The following is a 21,105-nucleotide window of genomic DNA, read 5'->3' as shown; positions in this document are numbered from 1 at the left end:
TATCGGTGTGGCAGCACCACCACACCCTACGAGCTATTACTCTTCCTCACCCGCATTTAACAACGCTGCTAAACTTTGGGTTGCATCGTCTGCAACAAATTCAAATTCAGCTTCGATGTCTGCATCGGTTACAAATGAATTTGCTTTTGTAGCTGGAGCTTCAAACTCAGGGGCTACTGCGATGCCTGCTTCAAGTTGTGCACGTTTTTTCGCACGAGCTTGGTGGTAAGCAAAACCTGTACCTGCCGGGATTAAGCGACCAACGATTACGTTTTCTTTTAAGCCACGTAACTCATCTTGTTTACCTGCCACTGCTGCTTCAGTAAGCACACGAGTGGTTTCCTGGAACGATGCCGCAGAAATAAAGCTTTCTGTTGCAAGTGATGCTTTGGTAATACCAAGCAATTCACGTTCGAACTCAACAAGTGGTTTGCCTTCTGCTTCACGTTTGCGGTTAGCAATTTTCACACGAGCTACTTCTACTTGTTCTCCGTCTAGGAATTCAGAGTCGTAAGCGCTAGTGATGGTTGCTTTACGTAACATTTGGCGAACGATAACCTCAATGTGTTTATCGTTAATTTTTACCCCTTGTAAGCGGTAAACTTCTTGTACTTCGTTTACAATGTAGTCTGTTACTGCGTGTACGCCACGTAAACGCAAGATATCGTGTGGAGTTTCTGCACCATCAGAGATTACATCACCACGTTGTACCATCTCGCCTTCGAATACGTTTAATTGACGCCATTTTGGAATCATTTCTTCGTACGCTTCGCCTTCAGCCGGAGTAATTACCAAGCGGCGTTTACCCTTGGTTTCTTTACCGAATGATACGATACCTGAAATTTCCGCCAAGATTGCCGGATCTTTCGGTTTACGTGCTTCAAATAAATCTGCTACGCGTGGAAGACCACCGGTAATATCTTTCGTTCCTACAGATTCTTGTGGAATACGAGCTAACGCTTCACCCACCGCGATTTCTGCACCGTCATCTAAGGTTACAATCGCTTTACCCGGTAAGAAGTATTGTGCCGGAACGTCTGTACCCGGAATTAAGATATCGTTACCGTTACTATCAACTAAACGTAGTGCCGGACGTAAATCTTTACCTGCTGTTGCACGTTCACCCACATCTTGTACTACGATTGATGATAAACCTGTTAATTCGTCAGTTTGACGCGTTACCGTTAAGCCATCAACGATGTCGCTAAATTGGATACGACCTGATACCTCTGAGATAACCGGCATTGTGTGCGGATCCCAGTTTGCTACTACTTCACCTGCATTTACTTCTGCACCGTCATTTTTCGATAACACTGCACCGTAAGGCACTTTGTAGTTTTCTTTGGTACGACCAAAGGTATCGATAACAGTTAATTCCGTGTTACGTGAAGTTAATACGATTTTGCCGTCTTTGTTAGTTACGAATTTCGCGTTAGTAAGCTTAATCGTACCTGCATTTTTCACTTGAATGCTAGATTCTTTCGCTGCCGCAGATGCCGCACCACCGATATGGAACGTACGCATCGTTAACTGTGTACCCGGCTCACCGATTGATTGTGCCGCAATAACACCCACTGCTTCACCTTGATTAATTAAGTGTCCACGTGCGAGATCACGTCCGTAACATTTTGCACACACACCGAAGTCTGTATCACAAGTTACCACCGAACGAACTTTGATCACATCAACTGACTCACGATCCACCACATCACACCATTTTTCATCTAATAAGGTATTACGTGGAATTAATACTTCATCTGTACCCGGTTTTAACACATCTTCCGCTACCACACGACCTAATACACGATCACGCAGAGCTTCTTTTACATCACCACCCTCGATTAATGGGGTCATCACGATACCTTCGTGTGTACCACAGTCATCTTCGATGATCACTAAATCTTGTGCTACATCCACTAAACGACGGGTTAAGTAACCTGAGTTCGCTGTTTTTAATGCCGTATCCGCAAGACCCTTACGTGCACCGTGGGTAGAAATAAAGTACTGAAGAACGTTCAAGCCTTCACGGAAGTTTGCCGTGATCGGCGTTTCGATAATCGAACCATCCGGACGTGCCATCAAGCCACGCATACCCGCTAACTGACGAATCTGTGCCGCAGAACCACGAGCACCGGAGTCTGCCATCATAAAGATGCTGTTGAATGATGCTTGTTTTTCAGGATTACCTTCACGGTTGATGACTTCTTCCGTTGAAAGGTTTTCCATCATCGCTTTTGCAACACGTTCGTTTGCCGCCGCCCAAATATCGATTACTTTGTTATAACGCTCACCGGCAGTTACTAGACCGCCATTGAATTGCTCTTGAATTTCAGCAACTTCTGCTTCAGCTGCTTCAATGATTGAGTATTTTTGTTCTGGGATAACCATATCATCAATACCAACCGATGCACCTGAACGTGCCGCGTAGGCGAAACCTGTGTACATAATTTGGTCAGCTAAAACCACAGACTCTTTCAAGCCTAAACGACGGTAGCTCTCGTTAATTAATTTCGAGATCGCTTTTTTACCTAATGTTTGGTTGAATAAGCTAAATGGCATACCTTTTGGTGCAATCATCCATAAGATTGCACGACCGATAGTGGTATCCACTAATTCAGTTTTAGCAACAAACTCGCCTGTTTCATTTTTCTCATATTCGGTTACACGCACTTTAACACGAGAGTGTAATTCTGCCTGACCGGTACGGTAAGCTTTTTCCGCTTCACGTGGGTCTAGGAAGTACATTCCTTCGCCTTTACCGTTTACTTTCTCACGGGTCATATAGTACAAGCCTAATACAACGTCTTGAGATGGTACGATAATCGGATCACCACTTGCCGGTGAAAGTACGTTGTTGGTAGACATCATTAACGCACGAGCTTCTAACTGAGCTTCAAGTGTTAATGGAACGTGTACCGCCATTTGGTCTCCATCGAAGTCCGCGTTGAACGCCGCACACACAAGTGGGTGTAATTGGATTGCTTTACCTTCGATCAGTAACGGTTCAAACGCTTGAATACCTAAACGGTGAAGCGTTGGTGCACGGTTCAGAAGAATCGGATGCTCACGGATAACTTCTGCAAGAATATCCCATACGATCGGATCTTCACGTTCTACCATTTTCTTCGCAGCTTTGATAGTTGATGCAATGCCACGAGATTCTAATTTAGAGTAGATAAACGGACGGAATAATTCCAATGCCATTTTTTTCGGTAAACCACATTGGTGTAAGCGTAAGTATGGACCTACGGTAATTACCGAACGACCTGAATAGTCTACACGTTTACCTAATAAGTTTTGACGGAAACGACCTTGTTTACCTTTGATCATATCCGCAAGTGATTTTAATGGACGTTTGTTAGAACCCGTGATTGCACGACCACGACGACCGTTGTCTAATAACGCATCCACAGACTCTTGTAACATACGTTTTTCGTTACGCACGATGATATCCGGTGCAACTAAGTCTAATAAGCGTTTTAAACGGTTATTACGGTTGATTACACGGCGATATAAATCGTTTAAGTCAGACGTTGCAAAACGACCACCATCAAGCGGAACTAACGGACGTAAATCCGGTGGCAATACCGGTAATACTGTCATTACCATCCACTCAGGTTTGTTGCCTGATTGCAAGAATGCTTCTAAAGTTTTTAAACGTTTAGTGATTTTTTTACGTTTGGTTTCAGAGTTGGTTTCTTGTAACTCTTCACGCAATACTTCGCATTGGTGCTCTAAATCTAAATCACGAAGTAAGGCTTGGATACCTTCTGCACCCATTTTCGCTTCAAACTCATCGCCCCAACGTTCTTCAGCATCCATAAACTGTTCTTCGGTTAATAGCTGATTTTTCTCTAAATCAGTCATACCCGGTTCAGTTACCACATAGCTTTCGAAATAAAGTACACGTTCAATATCACGTAACGGCATATCTAAAATTAAGCCGATACGGGACGGAAGTGATTTTAAGAACCAAATATGGGCAACCGGACACGCTAATTCGATATGCCCCATACGCTCACGGCGTACTTTAGTTTGGGTTACTTCAACACCGCATTTTTCACAAATTACACCACGATGTTTTAAACGTTTATATTTACCACATAAACACTCGTAATCTTTTACCGGTCCGAAAATACGTGCACAGAATAAACCATCACGCTCTGGTTTGAAGGTACGGTAGTTAATCGTTTCCGGTTTTTTTACTTCACCGAACGACCAAGAACGGATCTTGTCCGGTGATGCTAAACCAATTTTAATCACATCAAAATCATCGCTTGATTTTGTTTGTGCTTTTAAAAACTTCACTAAGTCTTTCACTTTTTTGCCCCTAGGGTAGGTTTTTAAGTTCGCCCCGCCATTAGCCGAGCGAGTAAATTTTGTCTACAAGCGGTTAGATTTTGCAAAATTTTTACGAAATTTAACCGCTTGTTGTAGTTTATTCTCCGATCTGCTCCCCTCTTTTCTAAAGAGGGAAGTTTGATCAAGGGAAAATCAACTATTACGCTTCGTCTAACTCCATATCGATCGCTAATGCACGGATCTCTTTGGTGATTACATTAAATGACTCTGGGATACCCGGCTCCATATAATGTGTGCCGTCTACGATGTTTTTGTACATCTTCGTACGACCGTTCACGTCATCTGATTTCACTGTGAGCATTTCTTGTAAGGTGTAAGCAGCTCCGTATGCTTCTAATGCCCAAACCTCCATCTCACCGAAACGCTGACCACCGAACTGTGCTTTACCACCCAACGGTTGTTGAGTAACAAGGCTATAAGAACCAGTTGAACGTGCGTGCATTTTGTCATCAACTAAGTGGTTCAATTTGAGCATATACATATAACCTACGGTTACAGGACGCTCGAATTTCTCACCTGTGCGACCATCGTAAAGGGTAATCTGACCTGAAGTCGGTAAGCCACCTAATTCTAATAAGCCTTTGATCTCCGTCTCGTGAGCACCATCGAATACAGGCGTTGCAAGCGGTAAACCTTTACGTAAGTTTTGTGCTAAACGCATTACTTCTTCATCTGTGAAGGTGCTTAAATCAACCACCTGTGAACCGTGTCCTAAGTCATACGCTTTTTGGATATATTCACGTAATTTAGCAATTTCTTGCTGTTGTTTGATCATCTTGTCGATCTGATCACCGATACCACGAGCCGCTAAGCCTAAGTGGGTTTCTAAGATCTGACCAATGTTCATACGAGATGGAACACCTAACGGGTTCAATACGATTTCAACCGGCTGACCGTTTTCATCGTATGGCATATCTTCAACAGGGTTGATTTTTGAGATAACACCTTTGTTACCGTGACGACCCGCCATCTTATCACCCGGTTGGATTTGGCGTTTAACCGCAAGGTAAACTTTAACTACTTTTAACACGCCCGGTGCTAAATCATCGCCTTGAATGATTTTGTTACGTTTGATTTCAAGTTTACGTTCAAACTCTTTGCGTAACTCTTCGTGTTGTTCCGCTAACTGCTCTAATTGATTTTGTTTCGCTTCGTCATCTAAAGTTTGTTCTAACCATTTCTCACGAGCAACGCCATCTAGTGCAGACTCTTTCACACCACCTTCAATTAACAAGTTGCGAACACGAGTAAATAAACCTGCTTCTAAGATTTCTAACTCTTCAGATAAATCTTTCTTCGCTTCACGAAGTTGAAGTTCTTCGATTTCTTTCGCACGTTTGTCTTTCTCTACGCCATCACGGGTAAATACTTGAACATCGATAACCGTACCTGAAGTACCGTTTGGTACACGAAGTGAAGAATCTTTAACGTCTGATGCTTTTTCACCGAAGATCGCACGTAATAGTTTCTCTTCCGGTGTTAATTGGGTTTCACCTTTAGGGGTTACTTTACCGACTAAGATGTCGCCACCTTTCACTTCCGCACCGATGTAAACAATACCCGATTCATCTAATTTGCTTAATGCTGATTCACCCACGTTTGGAATATCTGCTGTGATTTCTTCAGCACCTAATTTGGTATCACGAGCTACACAAGATAATTCTTGAATGTGGATTGTCGTGAAGCGATCTTCTTGAACCACACGCTCAGACACTAACATTGAGTCTTCGAAGTTATAACCGTTCCAAGGCATAAATGCCACACGGATATTTTGACCTAACGCTAATTCACCTAAGTCTGTTGAAGGACCGTCTGCTAAGATCTCACCACGTGCTACCGGCTCGCCCAAGTTCACACAAGGTACTTGGTTGATACAGGTGTTTTGGTTTGAACGGGTGTATTTAATTAAGTTATAGATGTCGATACCCGCTTCGCCCGGAATCGTTTCATCTTCATTCACTTTAACTACGATACGAGATGCATCAACATACTGAACTGTACCACCACGTTTTGCAACAATTGCAACACCTGAGTCAAGAGCAATTGGTTTTTCCATACCCGTACCGACTAATGGTTTATCCGCACGTAATGTTGGAACTGCCTGACGTTGCATATTCGCCCCCATCAACGCACGGTTCGCATCGTCGTGCTCTAAGAACGGAATTAACGCTGCCGCCACAGAAACCACTTGTTGGGTTGAGATGTCCATATACTGAACTTCTTCTGGCTTGAATAAACCTGACTCACCTTGCTGACGGCAAGTTACATAAGTATCAGTAAAGCGGAAGTTTTCATCTAAGTTTGAGTTCGCCTGAGCAATGATATTGTTGCTCTCTTCAATCGCTGATAAGTACTCGATCTCTTCTGTTACTTGACCATCAACCACTTTACGGAATGGAGTTTCTAAGAAACCGTAGTTATTGGTACGAGCATACACAGAAAGTGAGTTGATCAAACCGATGTTTGGACCCTCTGGGGTTTCGATTGGACACAAACGACCGTAGTGAGTCGGGTGAACATCTCGAACCTCAAAGCCCGCACGCTCACGGGTTAAACCACCCGGACCTAATGCAGAAATACGGCGTTTGTGCGTAACCTCTGAAAGCGGGTTATTTTGGTCCATAAATTGCGAAAGTTGTGAAGAGCCGAAGAACTCTTTCACTGCCGCAGAAATCGGTTTTGCATTGATTAAATCTTGTGGGGTTACGCCATCTAAATCACCTAAAGATAAACGCTCACGTACTGCACGCTCAACACGCACTAAACCAATACGGAATTGGTTTTCTGCCATCTCGCCTACAGAACGGATACGACGGTTACCTAAGTGGTCGATATCGTCCACCTCACCACGACCGTTACGGATCTCAATTAATTTTTTCATCACACCGATGATATCATCGTTGCTTAAAATGCCTGTGCCTTCGCCTTCTGGAATCTCTAAAGAGCGGTTGAATTTCATACGACCTACTGCAGATAAATCGTAACGCTCTGCAGAGAAGAACATATTATCAAATAAGGCTTCTGCCGCTTCTTTTGTTGGTGGCTCGCCCGGACGCATCATACGGTAAATTTCCACTAACGCACTTAAACGGTCGTAAGTTGGATCAACACGTAATGTTTCAGAAATGTATGGACCGTGATCTAAATCGTTGGTAAATAGTACTTCGATCTCTTTATAGCCTGCTGCCGAAAGGTTCGCTAACATCTCCATTGAGATTTCCATATTCGCAGGGCAGATCACTTCACCTGATGATAAATCAACATAATCTTGTGCTGCTACTTTACCGACGATGTACTCAACCGGCACTTCAATTTGGGTAACATTATCTTTTTCTAATGCACGAATATGACGAGCAGTGATACGACGACCCATTTCAACATACACTTTACCGTTTGCCGCAATATCAAATGAAGCTGTTTCGCCTCTTAAACGCTCAGGCACTAACGTCATTAATAATTTGTTATCAACAATTTCAAATTTAACTTTCTCGAAGAATAAATTTAAGATTTCTTCGGTCGTGTAACCTAATGCACGCAAAATGATAGTTGCCGGTAATTTACGGCGGCGGTCAATACGAGCAAATAAGTTATCTTTCGGATCGAATTCGAAATCTAACCAAGAACCACGGTAAGGAATAATGCGTGCGTTATAAAGCACTTTACCTGATGAGTGGGTTTTACCTTTGTCAGAATCAAAGAATACGCCCGGGCTACGGTGTAATTGCGACACGATAACACGCTCGGTACCGTTGATCACAAATGTACCGTTGTCGGTCATTAATGGGATTTCGCCCATATACACGTTTTGCTCTTTAATATCTTTGATTGTACCGGCAGCAGCCTCACGATCGTAAGATACTAAACGCAATTTCACGCGTAATGGTGCAGCATAGGTTGTACCACGGATTTGACATTCACGCACGTCAAACACCGGCTCACCTAATTCGTAAGAAACGTATTGCAATTCAGTTGCACCGTTGTTGCTCACAATCGGGAAAACTGAACGGAATGCCGCTTCTAAACCTTGTTGCCCTTCAGGATCTTTTTCGATAAATTTTTCAAAAGAATCAAGCTGAATTGTTAATAGATAAGGTACGTTCAGAACTTGTGGACGTTTGCCAAAGCTCTTACGGATACGCTTTTTCTCGGAATATGAATATGCCATTTTTTAAGATAGCCTCTGATGTATATTTTGGTTGAGATTACACAATCCGACACGAAAGACTCGGTTGGAAGTGGCATTATAAAAAACTGTACGAGGTGTCATTTTCCAATCGCCAATCAAGCAGTCAAAAATCACTACTGCAAGCGGTCAAATTGGGCAGGAAATTTGCAAATTTTGTTGATTAAAATGACAAAACCAACACTTGCGTTCAAGCACAAAAGGCTGACCGGTCAAGCCGTCAGCCAATTTTTACTAAAAATGGTTGTAAATTATAGCGGATTTTACAAAATTTTACAACAATTTGACCGCTTGTTTTTATGGAAAAATTATTGGGTTTTCTCTTCGTCTTGAGCTAATTTACTACCGAAAAATAGGCTTGCAAAACCGATAGCGAAGATAGAAATTAAGAAATAATAGCCCCATTCACAAAGGTTGATACTTGCTTTATATCCCTCAATCTTTAGTACATTTCCCAATGTCAGAGCATACGCTCCACAAATTGAGATAACAATAAGTACCTTACCCAATAATTCTTTACTCATTTTCCAACCAAAATTTCCGCCTTTAGCTAAATATAGCCCAAATCTAGCAATAGCACATAATCCTAATAAAATACAAAAAAATATCATAATAAATCTCTACTTAGTAAATCGTTTACCAAATTCACCAAAAGTACTACAAATTTCGACAACTTCAGGAATAGAGGATTTTTTTAGAGACTTATTAGAGCAAGCCTCTGCTATCATTTTACTCCCTATTTCTATGTTCTTTTTCTCATCTAATCCTGCTTTAGCTTTCTTGCCAGTTGCATAGAGATACCCTTCAGTCAATTTACCTAAAGCATCATTCTTCCTTGCTGCTTCTCTAGCAACGCTATAAGCCGCATCAAAACCTCCCCCCATTGCAGCAGTAAACGCACTAAATCCCAATACATTAGGCTGATATTTGTCAAATGCTCGATTGAAATCATCGTTAGTATAAGTACCTGATTGCATACCTTGCATAATTTGATCTGGAGTAGCATTCTTAGGAATTGGCTTAGCACTCACCAGAGTCGAAAGAGAAAAGGTTGCAAGGGTGACTAATAAAATAGATTTAAGAAATTGTTTGTACATAATAAATCCTTAGAAATGGTTTAATTAGAGATGTTTTACTTCCTATGTCAATAGGAAGTAAAGGGAGTATACTCCCTTGAAAAATTGATTTTTATTTGTTCAATTTTCCTTAAAGTATTCTAGCGAGAAATTAGAAGAATGATATAAACGATAGGCTACATTTAGTATTCATTAGTAGATTGATAGGTTTATCCCTAAAAACAATACTAGGGGAATGAAAAATGAAACGCTGACCAGCCACCCGATTCGCCATACTTTTGCCAATAATCTTAGAAAAATCCGCCGATTAAAGGATATTTCTCAAGAGGCATTAGCATTTGACGCCGAACTGAGCCGAGCTTATATAAGTGATGTAGAAAGGGGGAAAAGAGCCATCTCAATTGATGCTATGGGGAAAATAGCCGACGCCCTAAACGTCAGCCTAATTGACCTGCTGAAAAGCGATTATTCAGTAGATGATTTGATTCAAAAATAAAAACAAGCGGTCGTTTTTCTTTCGTTTTTTGCAAAATAATCCTAACAAGGGGCAAAATATTTCGCCCCATTCAAATATCAAACACGAAAAAGGGCAAAAAATATTTTGCCCCTACACGTCTAACACGTCCAATCTTGCCAATTTAATGCTTCAATTCGCTCGAACTCTTTGACATTATGCGTTACTAATATCGCATTACAAGCTAAAGCGTGACAAGCAATCCATAAATCATTTCCACCAATCGGCTTGCCTTGTTGCTTCAGTTTATTTGCCCAAACACCATAAAATTCACAGATTTTTTCATTTGGGTAAACAACTGAAATACGTTGTTTCAACTTTTCGATATTCGCTAAGGCTTTTTCCGGATTAGCACTGCCATTTGCTCCTTTGAGCAATTCAGCATAGGTAATAAAGCTCATAACTAATTGATCACTTGGCGTAAGTTGTGCTACACGTTCTGCCACCGCAAGCGGTCGATTTTTCATTAAATAAATCAAAATATTGGTATCAAGCATATAGATCATAAATCATCTCGCTCTTGTGGTGGAGATGTATCACGATCTTCCAATGCCTGAATAAAATCATCATCAAAATCGGAAAATAAAGCCAGAAACTCCATATCGGCTTGAGGTTTCACCGGACGCAAAATAACATCGCCATTCTGCCCTTGTAAAATCTCTACGGTATCTACGTCAAAACGGAAATCAAACGGAATCCTCACCGCTTGGCTATTACCACTTTGGAAGACTTTTGTTCGCATACCACACCTCAATATATACATTAAATATCAAGAGTATATACTATGCTTATTTTTCATTGATTGCAATAGCCGTTTTTATGCACAATAGATATGTTTATCCGATAAACATATCTATTGAAATCTAATAACAAGCGGTCGTTTTTCTTTCGTTTTTTGCAAAAAATCGGATAAAAATCACCGCTTGCAAAAACAAAACCCCGATGTTTCCATCGGGGTCTGTTGAACTTGAAGTTCGGGGAAAGTTAAATCAAAAATTATTTGATTTCTACTTTCGCACCAGCTTCTTCTAATTCTTTCTTAAGTGCTTCAGCTTCACCTTTAGAGATGCCTTCTTTTAACGCTGCAGGTGCTGATTCAACTAAGTCTTTAGCTTCTTTTAAGCCTAAACCTGTTGCACCACGTACTGCTTTGATTACAGCAACTTTGTTTGCACCAGCTTCTGCTAAGATTACGTCGAATTCAGTTTTCTCTTCTGCTGCTGCCGCTGCTGGAGCTGCTGCTGCAACTGCTGCCGCTGCTGAAACGCCGAATTTTTCTTCCATCGCTGTGATTAATTCAACGATTTCTGATACTGATTTAGAAGCAATCGCTTCAATGATTTGTTCGTTAGTTAATGACATAACAATCGATTCCTAAAGTAAATAAAGTTAAACGAATAAAGAAGTACTGCTAAAATTAAGCAGCTGCTTCCATTTGGTCGCGTAATGCTGCAAGAGTGCGAACAAGTTTGCCTGCCGCAGCTTCTTTCATTGTGCCCATTAAACGTGCAATTGCTTCTTCGTAAGTCGGTAATGTCGCTAAGAATGCAACATCTTGTCTTTTACCTTCAAAGGCTGCACCTTTAAGTTCAAACTCTTTGTTTGTTTTCGCAAATTCAGTGAACAAACGTGCTGCTGCACCCGGGTGTTCATTTGAGAATGCGATAAGAGTTGGACCGGTAAACGTATCTGTTAAGCACTCGAATTCTGTGCCTTCCACTGCACGACGTAATAAAGTATTACGTACAACTTGCATTGTAACACCAGCTTCGCGAGCTGCTTTACGTAACTCAGTCATTTTTTCAACTGTTACGCCACGTGAATCCGCAACAACAGCTGAAAGTGCACCTTTGGCAGCTTCGTTTACTTCAGCAACAATCGCTTGTTTGTCTTGAAGATTTAATGCCATTGGTTTTAGCTCCTGATACACTCTACTCTTTCAAGTAGAATTTACAAAAAATCCCAAAAATATCACCGCTTGTTTTACAACAAGTTGCAATCTTCTGAGCCTAAGGTGTACAGAAGCAGAGAATTCTGTCTGTTCACCATCTATGTAGGATAATTAAGTTTTCACCCCTACAGTCTTAGACGGGGCTTAGATTAGGCTAAGCACCATCAGCTTGCTCTCGCAAGTTAAGGTCGCAAATTATACAGATAATCTGCGACCCTGTAAAGTTTTAACTTCTAACGAGAAATTAAAGTGAAGCTTGATCAACCGCTACACCAGCACCCATAGTTGTAGAGATGCTTACTTTCTTGATGAAGATACCTTTAGCAGTTGTTGGTTTAGCTTTAGTTAAAGCCGCTAACAACGCTTGTAGGTTTTCTTTTAATTGCTCAGGTGCGAAGTCTGCTTTACCGATAGTAGTATGGATAATACCATTTTTGTCGTTACGGTAACGGATCTGACCTGATTTTGCATTTTTAACTGCTTCAGCAACGTTTGGAGTTACAGTACCTACTTTCGGGTTTGGCATTAAGCCACGTGGACCTAATACTTGACCTAATTGACCTACAACACGCATTGCATCCGGAGAAGCGATAACAACGTCAAAGTTCATTTCGCCTTTCTTGATTTGCTCTGCAAGATCTTCCATACCCACTAAATCTGCACCCGCTGCTTTCGCTGCTTCTGCGTTAGCACCTTGAGTGAACACCGCAACACGTGCCGTACGACCTGTACCGTGTGGTAATACTGTTGCACCACGTACGTTTTGGTCTGATTTACGAGGATCGATACCTAAGTTTACTGCAACATCAACACTTTCAACGAATTTCGCTGTTGCGAATTTTTTTAACACTTCAACTGCTTCGTTGATGTCATAAGCTTTAGTAGAATCTACACCAGCTTTAATTGCTTTCATTTTTTTAGTCAATTTAGCCATTGTATTATTCCTCTACGATTAAGCCCATTGAACGAGCAGTACCAGCGATTGATTTCATTTTCGTTTCGATAGTTGAACCAGTCATATCTGCTGCTTTAGTTTCAGCGATTTGACGGATTTGCTCTTGAGTAACTGTACCCACTTTATCTTTATTCGGTTTACCAGAACCAGATTTAATACCTACCGCTTTTTTCAGTAATACTGCTGCCGGTGGAGTTTTGGTAACGAATGTGAAAGATTTATCTGCATATACAGTGATAACAACTGGAATTGGTAAACCTTTTTCTAAGCTCTCAGTACGAGCGTTGAATGCTTTACAGAATTCCATAATGTTAACACCTTGCTGACCTAATGCAGGACCAACCGGTGGTGATGGGTTAGCCATACCCGCTGCAACTTGCAGTTTAACGTAGGCTTGGACTTTTTTTGCCATTTTAGTTTCCTTTATTGTGGGTGATAACGCTGAAAATCAGCTCCCCTGTGGTTTGTTTTACATAAAAATACGAGCCAAACGGCTCGTATGAGGGCAGTATTATAATGAGTCGGCGAACGTTTTTCAAGCAGATTTTCTATTTTGCAAGAAATCAATGAAAATGAACCGCTTGCTATTTCGCTTTTGCAGAATGTTGCGTATTTTTGACCGCTTGTTGTGCATTGGCTGATGTCATAAAGCAGAATGCAACAATAGCGGAAAAAGTCAATTGAGCTAGTTTTTTCATAAAGTCCTCTCATAGGTTGTGGTATGTTACCGCTACAAATTCTATTCAATATTTATGACACTTTAATGACAACAAACAATAAAAAAACAAAACCCCGCATTTGCGGGGTTATTAATAAATTTGTCTAAATTAAGACTGTTTCTCAACCTGACCAAATTCAAGCTCAACCGGTGTTGCACGACCGAAAATTGATACAGACACTTTCAAGCGACCTTTTTCGTAATCCACTTCTTCTACTGTACCGGCAAAGTCTGCGAATGGACCTTCTGTTACTCGAATGCTTTCGCCCGGCTGGAATTCTTTTCTGTGGCGTGGTTTTTCTGCCGTTTCTTGAACACGGTTTAGAATGCGATCAGCTTCACGCTTGGTAATTGGTGCAGGACGATCCGCCGTACCGCCAATAAAGCCCATTACACGCGGAACACTTTTTACTAAGTGCCAGGTATCGTCATTCATTTCCATTTCCACTAACACATAGCCGGGGAAGAATTTACGCTCAGTTTTACGGCGTTTGCCACCAACATTTTCTACAACTTCTTCGGTTGGCACTAATACTTCGCCAAACTGCTCTTCCATTTTATGAAGTTTGATGTATTCGCGTAATGTTACTGCCACACGGTTTTCAAAACCTGAAAATGCTTGTAATACATACCAGCGTTTTGAGCTGCTTTCTTTTGCTTCTACTTCACTCATTTTAGAACCTTAAATTTGTTAAAAATGTAATTAATGCCACAATAATTGAATCAATACCCCATAGCACTAACGCAACAACCACACACATTGCAAGTACGATTAACGTGGTTTGCGTCGCTTCAGAGCGAGTTGGCCAAATAATTTTGCGAAGCTCTGTACGAGAATCTTTTATAAAATGAATTGCTTTTTGACCTTGATTAGTAATAGCTGCGAGTGCTACTGCTCCAATCAATAAAACCACCAATAAAAGCACTCGAACAATTAATGAAAAGTGTGATGCAAAATAAGTATTTCCTACTGCTGCAACCACTAAAAGTGCAATGGATAACACCCATAATACGGTATTTACACCTTTACTTTTTGCCCCTTTGTGTTCCACTTGTTCAAGGGACTTTGTTTTAATCTCAGTAGCCATATATAACCTAGAAATGAATAAAAAAATCGAACATTTATTTTTAAAGCGTTAAATTCTATCATTTTCTACAAAAGTTGCCACGATCTTTTATACATTTTTCGCTAAATTTCTTTTAAAAAGCGATCAGTTTACTACATAACCTCCACTTACCTGCCTAATCACACCTAATAATTCCAATCCCAGCAATTCCACCAAAAGGGCTTCTATCGGCATTTCTACTGCTTTTGCTAAATCATCAATAGAAATCGGGTCTAGGTTAATATGTTGATAAATTTGCTGCTGACAAGCGGTCAGATTTGGCAAATCTTTTGCAAAAAATTTCTCTCTTTCAACCGCTTGTAAAGGCTTACTTACTGATAGTGAAGGCTTATCAAATAAAGAGATTTGCTGTGGTTGGTATTGATGACTAATAGCTTCTAAAATATCTGCGACAGTTTCCACTAACAACGCCCCTTCTTTAATTAATTTATGGCAACCTTGAGCATACGGGTTTTGCACCGCATTCGGTAAGGCAAAAACTTCTCTCCCTTGCTCCAACGCATAGCGAGCAGTAATCAATGATCCGCTATTGATAGTTGCTTCAATCACTAAAGTGCCGAGCGATAAACCGCTGATAATCCGATTACGACGAGGAAAATTTTCTGCCATCGGTGGCTGATTGGGTGAAAACTCTGACACCAACGCACCACCTAAATCCACAATCTGCTCCGCTAATCTTTTATGCCGTGCAGGATAAACCTGATTTAAACCACTCCCCAAAACTGCAATGGTGATGCCTTGTTGTTCAACCACTTTTTTATGGGCAAAACCATCAATGCCAATCGCTAATCCGCTGGTTATGGCTAGATTATGTTGAGTGAGTTGTTCGGCAAACTGTCCAGCCCAATATTCTCCATAAGGGGAATAATCTCGACTACCTACAATTGCAATTTGTGGTAATGTAAGACTTTCTACTGCCCCTTTTATATAAAGCAGCGGTGGTGCAGTGGAAATTTGACGTAAAAGAAACGGATAGCTCTCATCAAACAATGTGATAATTCGTTGGTTTTCTTGTTCCTCCCAAGTAAGGGATTGCTCAATCCAATTTTTATCCGGATTAAACCAACGTTGAATTTGCTTTTCATTCCAGCCCATTTGCTTAAGCTGCAATTTGTCATAATCGCAAAATTGAGCAAAATCAACCTCGCTTAATAATCGCCCAATCCGCTGTGCCCCAAATTGCGGAACTTGTAATAATCGTAATAAATTGTATTGATATGCCATTTTTATTCCTCAATATTTCCCTAATAATAAGAAAAGGTTTAAAATAGCCAAACGAATTTTTTAAACTTTTCGAGAGAGATCACAAAAATGGCTGTATTAGAGGTTGTACTCTACCCTGATGAAGGGCTTGCAACAATGTGCGAACCTGTAGAACAGGTTGATGAAGAATTAAATCGTTTTATTGATGATATGTTTGAAACAATGTATGAACACGAAGGCATCGGTTTAGCCGCACCGCAAGTGGGCGTATTAAAACGTGTGATTACGATTGATATTGAAGGCGATAAAACCAACCAAGTGGTTCTCATCAACCCTGAAATATTAGAAAGTAGTGGCGAAACAGGTATTGAAGAGGGCTGCCTCTCCATTCCAGGACACCGTGCCCTAGTGCCACGCAAAGAAAAATTAAAAGTGAAAGCCTTAAACCGTAAAGGCGAGGAAATTATCTTTGAGGCAGACGACTTATTCGCCATTTGCATTCAACACGAAATCGACCACTTAAACGGTGTGCTATTCGTGGATCATATTTCCGCTCTCAAACGCCAACGCATTAAAGAAAAAATGCAGAAGCTGAAAAAGCAGATTGCGAGAGCAAAATAAGTATCTACAAGCGGTTAAAAAAGCGTAAAAATTTGCAAATTCAATGCAATAAAACCATAATAAATAAAGTTGAACAGTTAAAAAGGATAGAAAAATGATTATCGTAACCGGTGGTGCCGGAATGATCGGCAGCAATATTATCAAAGCGTTAAATGAAATCGGTCGTAAAGATATTTTAGTGGTAGATAACCTGAAAAATGGCGAAAAATTTATCAATTTAGTGGATTTAGATATTGCCGACTACTGCGATAAAGAAGATTTTATTGCTTCTATTATTGCTGGTGATGATTTTGGCGAGATTGATGCGGTTTTCCATCAAGGTGCTTGCTCGGCAACCACCGAGTGGGACGGCAAATACTTAATGCAAAATAACTACGAATATTCAAAAGAGTTATTGCATTTCTGTTTAGACCGCCAAATTCCGTTTTTCTATGCCTCAAGTGCTGCAACTTATGGCGGACGCTCTGATAATTTCATCGAAAAACGTGAATTTGAAAGTCCGTTAAATGCCTACGGATACTCAAAATTCCTATTTGACGAATATGTCCGCCGTATTCTGCCAGAAGCGGAATCACCTGTCTGTGGTTTCAAATATTTCAACGTTTACGGACCTCGTGAACAACACAAAGGTTCGATGGCAAGTGTAGCATTCCACCTCAATAATCAAATGCTAAAAGGCGAAAACCCGAAATTATTCGCAGGTTCTGAGCAGTTCTTGCGTGATTTTGTTTATGTAGAAGATGTGGCAAAAGTCAATCTTTGGGCGTGGCAAAACGGTGTATCGGGTATTTTCAACCTTGGAACAGGTAAAGCAGAGTCATTTGAAGAAGTGGCGAATGCGGTAATCAAATACCACGGCAGAGGCGAAATTGAAACGATCCCATTCCCAGAACACTTAAAATCTCGCTACCAAACTTTCACACAAGCAGATCTCACGAACTTACGAGCTGCCGGCTACACAGGTAAATTTAAAACTGTGGCAGAAGGTACGGCGGAGTATATGGTTTGGTTGAATCGTAAGTAACTATATCTCTTTGTAAATAAAAAATAGCGGTCATTTTCTTGTAAAATTTTACAAAAAAACGACCGCTTGTTATTTATACTATATCACCTATTTTACAGAAGAATACTTCCCACAAACGAAAGACCGAAACCAACTAATCCAATTAGTGTTTCTTGTACTGTCCACGTTTTAAACATAGTCTTGGTATCAATTTCCAAGAAACGGCTTACTAACCAGAAACCACTGTCATTAACGTGAGCCAAAACAGTTGCACCAGATGCAATCGAAATTATGATAAAACATAAATCAAATTCACTTAAACCTGTGCTTGCTGCAACCATAGGTGCAATCAATGCAGAAGTAGTGGTAATTGCAACTGTCGCTGACCCTTGAGCCACCCTAAGAGCAGTAGAAATTAAGAATGCAGTTACTATGATTGGCATTCCAGTATCAGCAAATAAGTTAGCTAATACGTCTCCGATACCGCTTGCACGTAGTACACCACCAAACATACCGCCAGCACCCGTTACTAAAACAATACCGCAAATCGGTCCTAATGCGTTATCACAAATTTTTTCAATTTGTTCAACACTACGTTGTTCTTTTAATAAAAAGATCGTAACTAATAAACTAATAAGCAAAGCAACTGGCGTTTTACCAATTAAACGTAAACTTTGCACCCATAATGCTGATCCATCTACAACTTTTGCAACTGATAAAGTATTCAAAACAGTATCTAACATTATTAAACATAATGGCATTAATAAAATAACTAATACCTTTCTAAAACTTGGTGGGTTTAATACGGCTGTTTCATTAATTGGTGCGGAGTTTAAAAACGCTTTTGGAATAGGTAATTCAAATTTTTTGCCTAAATAAGTACCGTATAAATAAGCTGCAAAATACCATGTTGGAATTGCCAAAACTAAGCCCACAATGGTAAGTAAGCCAATATTAGCTCCTAATAACTCTCCTGATGCTACAGGACCAGGGTGAGGAGGTAAGAAAGCGTGAGTTACAGCAAATGCCCCCGCTGCTGGGAAAGCATAACGGAATAATGAGCCACCAAACTGTTTTGCTACACTAAAAATAATTGGTAGCATTACAACTAAACCAGCATCAAAGAAAATTGGGAAACCAAATAAGAAAGATGCTACACCAAGTGCAAAGGGTGCTCTTTTCTCACCAAACTTGTTAATTAGAGTATCAGCTAATACTTTTGCACCACCTGTAATCTCTAATAAACGCCCTATCATTGCACCAAATCCAACTAGTAATGCAACGGCAGCCAATGTATTACCAAATCCACCTAGAAGTGTAGGCAGAATCTTATCTACAGGTATTCCAGTTACAATAGCAGTGAGTAAACTAACTAAGACTAAAGCAACAAAAGCATGTACTTTAAATTTGATGATAAGTAGCAATAGCAATGCTATTGACGCAATTAAAACAAAAATTAACATAAATTATTCCTTAATAATAAAATTAAACGGCAGCAAGCATACCGCCATCAACAAAGAGTAAATGTCCATTTACAAAATCTGAGGCTTTAGATGATAGGAAAACGGCTGTTCCAATTAGCTCTTCAGGATTTCCCCAACGAGCAGCAGGTGTACGTTTACATAACCAGTCAGAAAATTCCTTATTTTCAACTAAAGGACGAGTTAATTCAGTTTTAAAATAACCTGGAGCAATACCATTCACCTGAATATTATAGCGAGCCAACTCTACACACATCCCTCTCGTTAACATTTTTACTGCTCCTTTAGAGGCTGCATATGGAGTGATTGTGTCTCTTCCTAACTCACTTTGCATCGAGCCGATGTTAATAATTTTTCCTGATTGTCGCTTAACCATATAACGAGCAACAGCCTGAGAAACAATAAATACCGATTTTTGATTAACCTTAATAACCTCATCATATTCTTGCTCAGGGAAATCACAGAATGGATAACGGCGTTGTATACCTGCATTATTAATTAAAACATCTATTGTTCCTATATTGCTTTCAATATAGTCTATTGCTTGATGTACTGCTTGTGTATCAGTAACATCAAAAGCAACTGCATGAGCTTTCAATCCTTTGGCATTAAGTTCATCAGCTACTAATTGAGATTTTTCTTGATTGGTACTATTAATAATAACTTCAGCACCATATTCCGCCACACCCTCAGCTAACAAACGCCCAATGCCTCTAGCTGAGCCTGTAATTAAGATTCGTCTATTTTTTAAAGAAAATAAATCACGCATCATTGCCTCCCGGTTATGCAAATGTTAGCTGAATTTTTGAAATTTCATTTTTATTGCCTGCTTGCTGTAGTGCAGTTTCCAGCTGCTCAAAAGAATATACAGCAGAAAGTAATGGTAGCGGATTAACTTTACCCGAACCTAGCCATTCCACAGCAGTATTAAACTCTTCAACAAAACGGAAAGAGCCTTTCCAATTAATTTCTTTGGCAATAAGTGTCATCATATTAAATTCAGGAATAGGTGCTCCCATACCAATTTGCACTACAGTTCCTTTTGCTTTAGTTACTAATAAGCAACGTTCTACTGAAGATGAATGTCCCGATGCTTCAAACGAAACATCAAACTCACCTTTATGCTTTAAGTAGTCAGAAAAATCACTATTTATTGCGTGTAATACTTTGGTTGCTCCCATTTCTAATGCTAGATCTAAGCAACGTTGACTAATATCAGCACAAATAATTTCAGTTGCACCAAGAGCTTTTACAGCAGCAACAGTCAAACATCCAATAGGTCCCACACCGGAAATAAATACTTTTTTACCTTGTAAATCTCCACCCTGTTTGGCAGCATGAATAGTGACGGCTAATGGCTCTGCAAATGCCATAATATCGTCAGAAACTTCTTGGGGATAGGGAATACATTGTGTGTCATCTACCACTTTATACTGAGTAAATCCTCCATCAACGTGAGGGTTATACATCGCACTCCCAAAGAATCTCATTGTTTCACATTGATTAGTTTCCCCACTCAAACAATATTTACAATTGAAACAAGGCTTACTCGGATTAATAGCAACTTTCTGCCCTTCAAATAACGCTCGAGAGTTAGTTTTTACAACTTTACCGATGACTTCGTGCCCTAAAATCATAGGGTGCTTAATTTCAAAGTTACCAACTTTTCCATGTTCATAATAGTGAAGATCTGAACCACAAATTCCTCCTCGTGTAATTTGCACCAATGTTTGTCCTTGATTTTGTTCATCAAAGTTAATTTCTTGTGAAACAACATCAACTGACTTTTTTCCTTTCACAACACAGGATAAGGTAGATATTTTCATAGCATTTTCCCTCATATAAATGTTATCGGTAACATATATAAAAATTAATAAATAGTAAACGGTTGCGTAATTTTTATTTTAAATT

Annotated in this window: 19 protein-coding genes; 3 read left to right on the top strand and 16 right to left on the bottom strand. The window is 40.1% G+C overall.

Going from position 1 to position 21,105, the window contains the following annotated elements:
* Positions 1 to 36: 36 nt before the first annotated feature.
* From rpoC to ACJHV0_RS02765, 4 genes are all read right to left on the bottom strand, one after another.
* Positions 37 to 4,320 carry a DNA-directed RNA polymerase subunit beta' gene (gene rpoC, locus ACJHV0_RS02780; protein WP_483133320.1) on the bottom strand — a complete coding sequence of 1,428 codons (4,284 nt, stop codon included), beginning with the start codon at positions 4,318 to 4,320 and terminating at the stop codon, positions 37 to 39.
* Positions 4,321 to 4,501: 181 nt separating this feature from the next.
* Positions 4,502 to 8,527 (bottom strand): DNA-directed RNA polymerase subunit beta, encoded by a 4,026-nt coding sequence (gene rpoB, locus ACJHV0_RS02775; RefSeq protein WP_025235149.1) that lies wholly within the window; start codon positions 8,525 to 8,527, stop codon positions 4,502 to 4,504.
* A 326-nt stretch (positions 8,528 to 8,853) separates the two neighbouring features.
* Complete coding sequence (locus tag ACJHV0_RS02770; protein WP_483133319.1) at positions 8,854 to 9,069, bottom strand: hypothetical protein; 216 nt, start codon at positions 9,067 to 9,069, stop codon at positions 8,854 to 8,856.
* A 96-nt stretch (positions 9,070 to 9,165) separates the two neighbouring features.
* Positions 9,166 to 9,642 (bottom strand): hypothetical protein, encoded by a 477-nt coding sequence (locus ACJHV0_RS02765; protein WP_483133318.1) that lies wholly within the window; start codon positions 9,640 to 9,642, stop codon positions 9,166 to 9,168.
* 214 nt (positions 9,643 to 9,856) lie between these two features.
* Here ACJHV0_RS02765 and ACJHV0_RS02760 point away from each other — a divergent pair, with 214 nt between their 5' ends.
* A complete protein-coding gene (locus ACJHV0_RS02760; protein WP_176807923.1) occupies positions 9,857 to 10,117 on the top strand; it encodes a helix-turn-helix domain-containing protein in 261 nt (86 codons plus the stop codon).
* Positions 10,118 to 10,236: 119 nt separating this feature from the next.
* Here ACJHV0_RS02760 and ACJHV0_RS02755 read toward each other — a convergent pair whose 3' ends face one another.
* The 9 genes from ACJHV0_RS02755 to dprA form a co-directional block, all read right to left on the bottom strand.
* A complete protein-coding gene (locus ACJHV0_RS02755; RefSeq protein WP_483133317.1) occupies positions 10,237 to 10,641 on the bottom strand; it encodes a type II toxin-antitoxin system VapC family toxin in 405 nt (134 codons plus the stop codon).
* Positions 10,638 to 10,877 carry an antitoxin gene (locus ACJHV0_RS02750; RefSeq protein WP_025235144.1) on the bottom strand — a complete coding sequence of 80 codons (240 nt, stop codon included), beginning with the start codon at positions 10,875 to 10,877 and terminating at the stop codon, positions 10,638 to 10,640. The genes ACJHV0_RS02755 and ACJHV0_RS02750 overlap by 4 nt, the downstream gene beginning before the upstream one ends.
* Before the next feature lie 254 nt (positions 10,878 to 11,131).
* The gene (rplL, locus tag ACJHV0_RS02745; protein ID WP_005621166.1) at positions 11,132 to 11,497 is read right to left on the bottom strand and encodes a 50S ribosomal protein L7/L12; all 366 of its coding nucleotides are present in this window, start codon (positions 11,495 to 11,497) and stop codon (positions 11,132 to 11,134) included.
* A 55-nt stretch (positions 11,498 to 11,552) separates the two neighbouring features.
* Positions 11,553 to 12,044 carry a 50S ribosomal protein L10 gene (rplJ, locus tag ACJHV0_RS02740; protein ID WP_025235143.1) on the bottom strand — a complete coding sequence of 164 codons (492 nt, stop codon included), beginning with the start codon at positions 12,042 to 12,044 and terminating at the stop codon, positions 11,553 to 11,555.
* A 286-nt stretch (positions 12,045 to 12,330) separates the two neighbouring features.
* A complete protein-coding gene (gene rplA / locus ACJHV0_RS02735; RefSeq protein WP_025235142.1) occupies positions 12,331 to 13,020 on the bottom strand; it encodes a 50S ribosomal protein L1 in 690 nt (229 codons plus the stop codon).
* Between the two features lie 4 nt (positions 13,021 to 13,024).
* The gene (rplK, locus tag ACJHV0_RS02730) at positions 13,025 to 13,453 is read right to left on the bottom strand and encodes a 50S ribosomal protein L11 (RefSeq protein WP_025235141.1); all 429 of its coding nucleotides are present in this window, start codon (positions 13,451 to 13,453) and stop codon (positions 13,025 to 13,027) included.
* Positions 13,454 to 13,868: 415 nt separating this feature from the next.
* Positions 13,869 to 14,432 carry a transcription termination/antitermination protein NusG gene (nusG, locus tag ACJHV0_RS02725; protein WP_025235140.1) on the bottom strand — a complete coding sequence of 188 codons (564 nt, stop codon included), beginning with the start codon at positions 14,430 to 14,432 and terminating at the stop codon, positions 13,869 to 13,871.
* A gap of 1 nt (position 14,433) precedes the next feature.
* The gene (gene secE / locus ACJHV0_RS02720; RefSeq protein ID WP_025235139.1) at positions 14,434 to 14,847 is read right to left on the bottom strand and encodes a preprotein translocase subunit SecE; all 414 of its coding nucleotides are present in this window, start codon (positions 14,845 to 14,847) and stop codon (positions 14,434 to 14,436) included.
* A gap of 123 nt (positions 14,848 to 14,970) precedes the next feature.
* Positions 14,971 to 16,110: a DNA-processing protein DprA gene (gene dprA, locus ACJHV0_RS02715; protein ID WP_334235535.1), complete on the bottom strand. Its 1,140-nt coding sequence runs from the start codon at positions 16,108 to 16,110 to the stop codon at positions 14,971 to 14,973.
* An 87-nt stretch (positions 16,111 to 16,197) separates the two neighbouring features.
* Here dprA and def point away from each other — a divergent pair, with 87 nt between their 5' ends.
* Complete coding sequence (gene def / locus ACJHV0_RS02710; protein ID WP_188157027.1) at positions 16,198 to 16,710, top strand: peptide deformylase; 513 nt, start codon at positions 16,198 to 16,200, stop codon at positions 16,708 to 16,710.
* A 94-nt stretch (positions 16,711 to 16,804) separates the two neighbouring features.
* Positions 16,805 to 17,734, top strand: a complete 930-nt coding sequence (gene rfaD, locus ACJHV0_RS02705) for an ADP-glyceromanno-heptose 6-epimerase (RefSeq protein ID WP_483133316.1) — start codon at positions 16,805 to 16,807, stop codon at positions 17,732 to 17,734.
* Between the two features lie 92 nt (positions 17,735 to 17,826).
* Here rfaD and ACJHV0_RS02700 read toward each other — a convergent pair whose 3' ends face one another.
* From ACJHV0_RS02700 to idnD, 3 genes are read right to left on the bottom strand one after another with little or no spacing between them, the layout of a single operon-like run.
* Positions 17,827 to 19,176 (bottom strand): GntP family permease, encoded by a 1,350-nt coding sequence (locus tag ACJHV0_RS02700; RefSeq protein ID WP_025235130.1) that lies wholly within the window; start codon positions 19,174 to 19,176, stop codon positions 17,827 to 17,829.
* A gap of 22 nt (positions 19,177 to 19,198) precedes the next feature.
* A complete protein-coding gene (gene idnO / locus ACJHV0_RS02695) occupies positions 19,199 to 19,963 on the bottom strand; it encodes a gluconate 5-dehydrogenase (protein ID WP_283387057.1) in 765 nt (254 codons plus the stop codon).
* Between the two features lie 13 nt (positions 19,964 to 19,976).
* A complete protein-coding gene (gene idnD, locus ACJHV0_RS02690; protein ID WP_025235128.1) occupies positions 19,977 to 21,020 on the bottom strand; it encodes an L-idonate 5-dehydrogenase in 1,044 nt (347 codons plus the stop codon).
* Positions 21,021 to 21,105: the final 85 nt, after the last annotated feature.

The organism is Mannheimia sp. (assembly GCF_056854775.1).
Note: the sequence above shows the minus strand (reverse complement) of the source record. Positions and strands in the feature narration are given on the sequence as shown.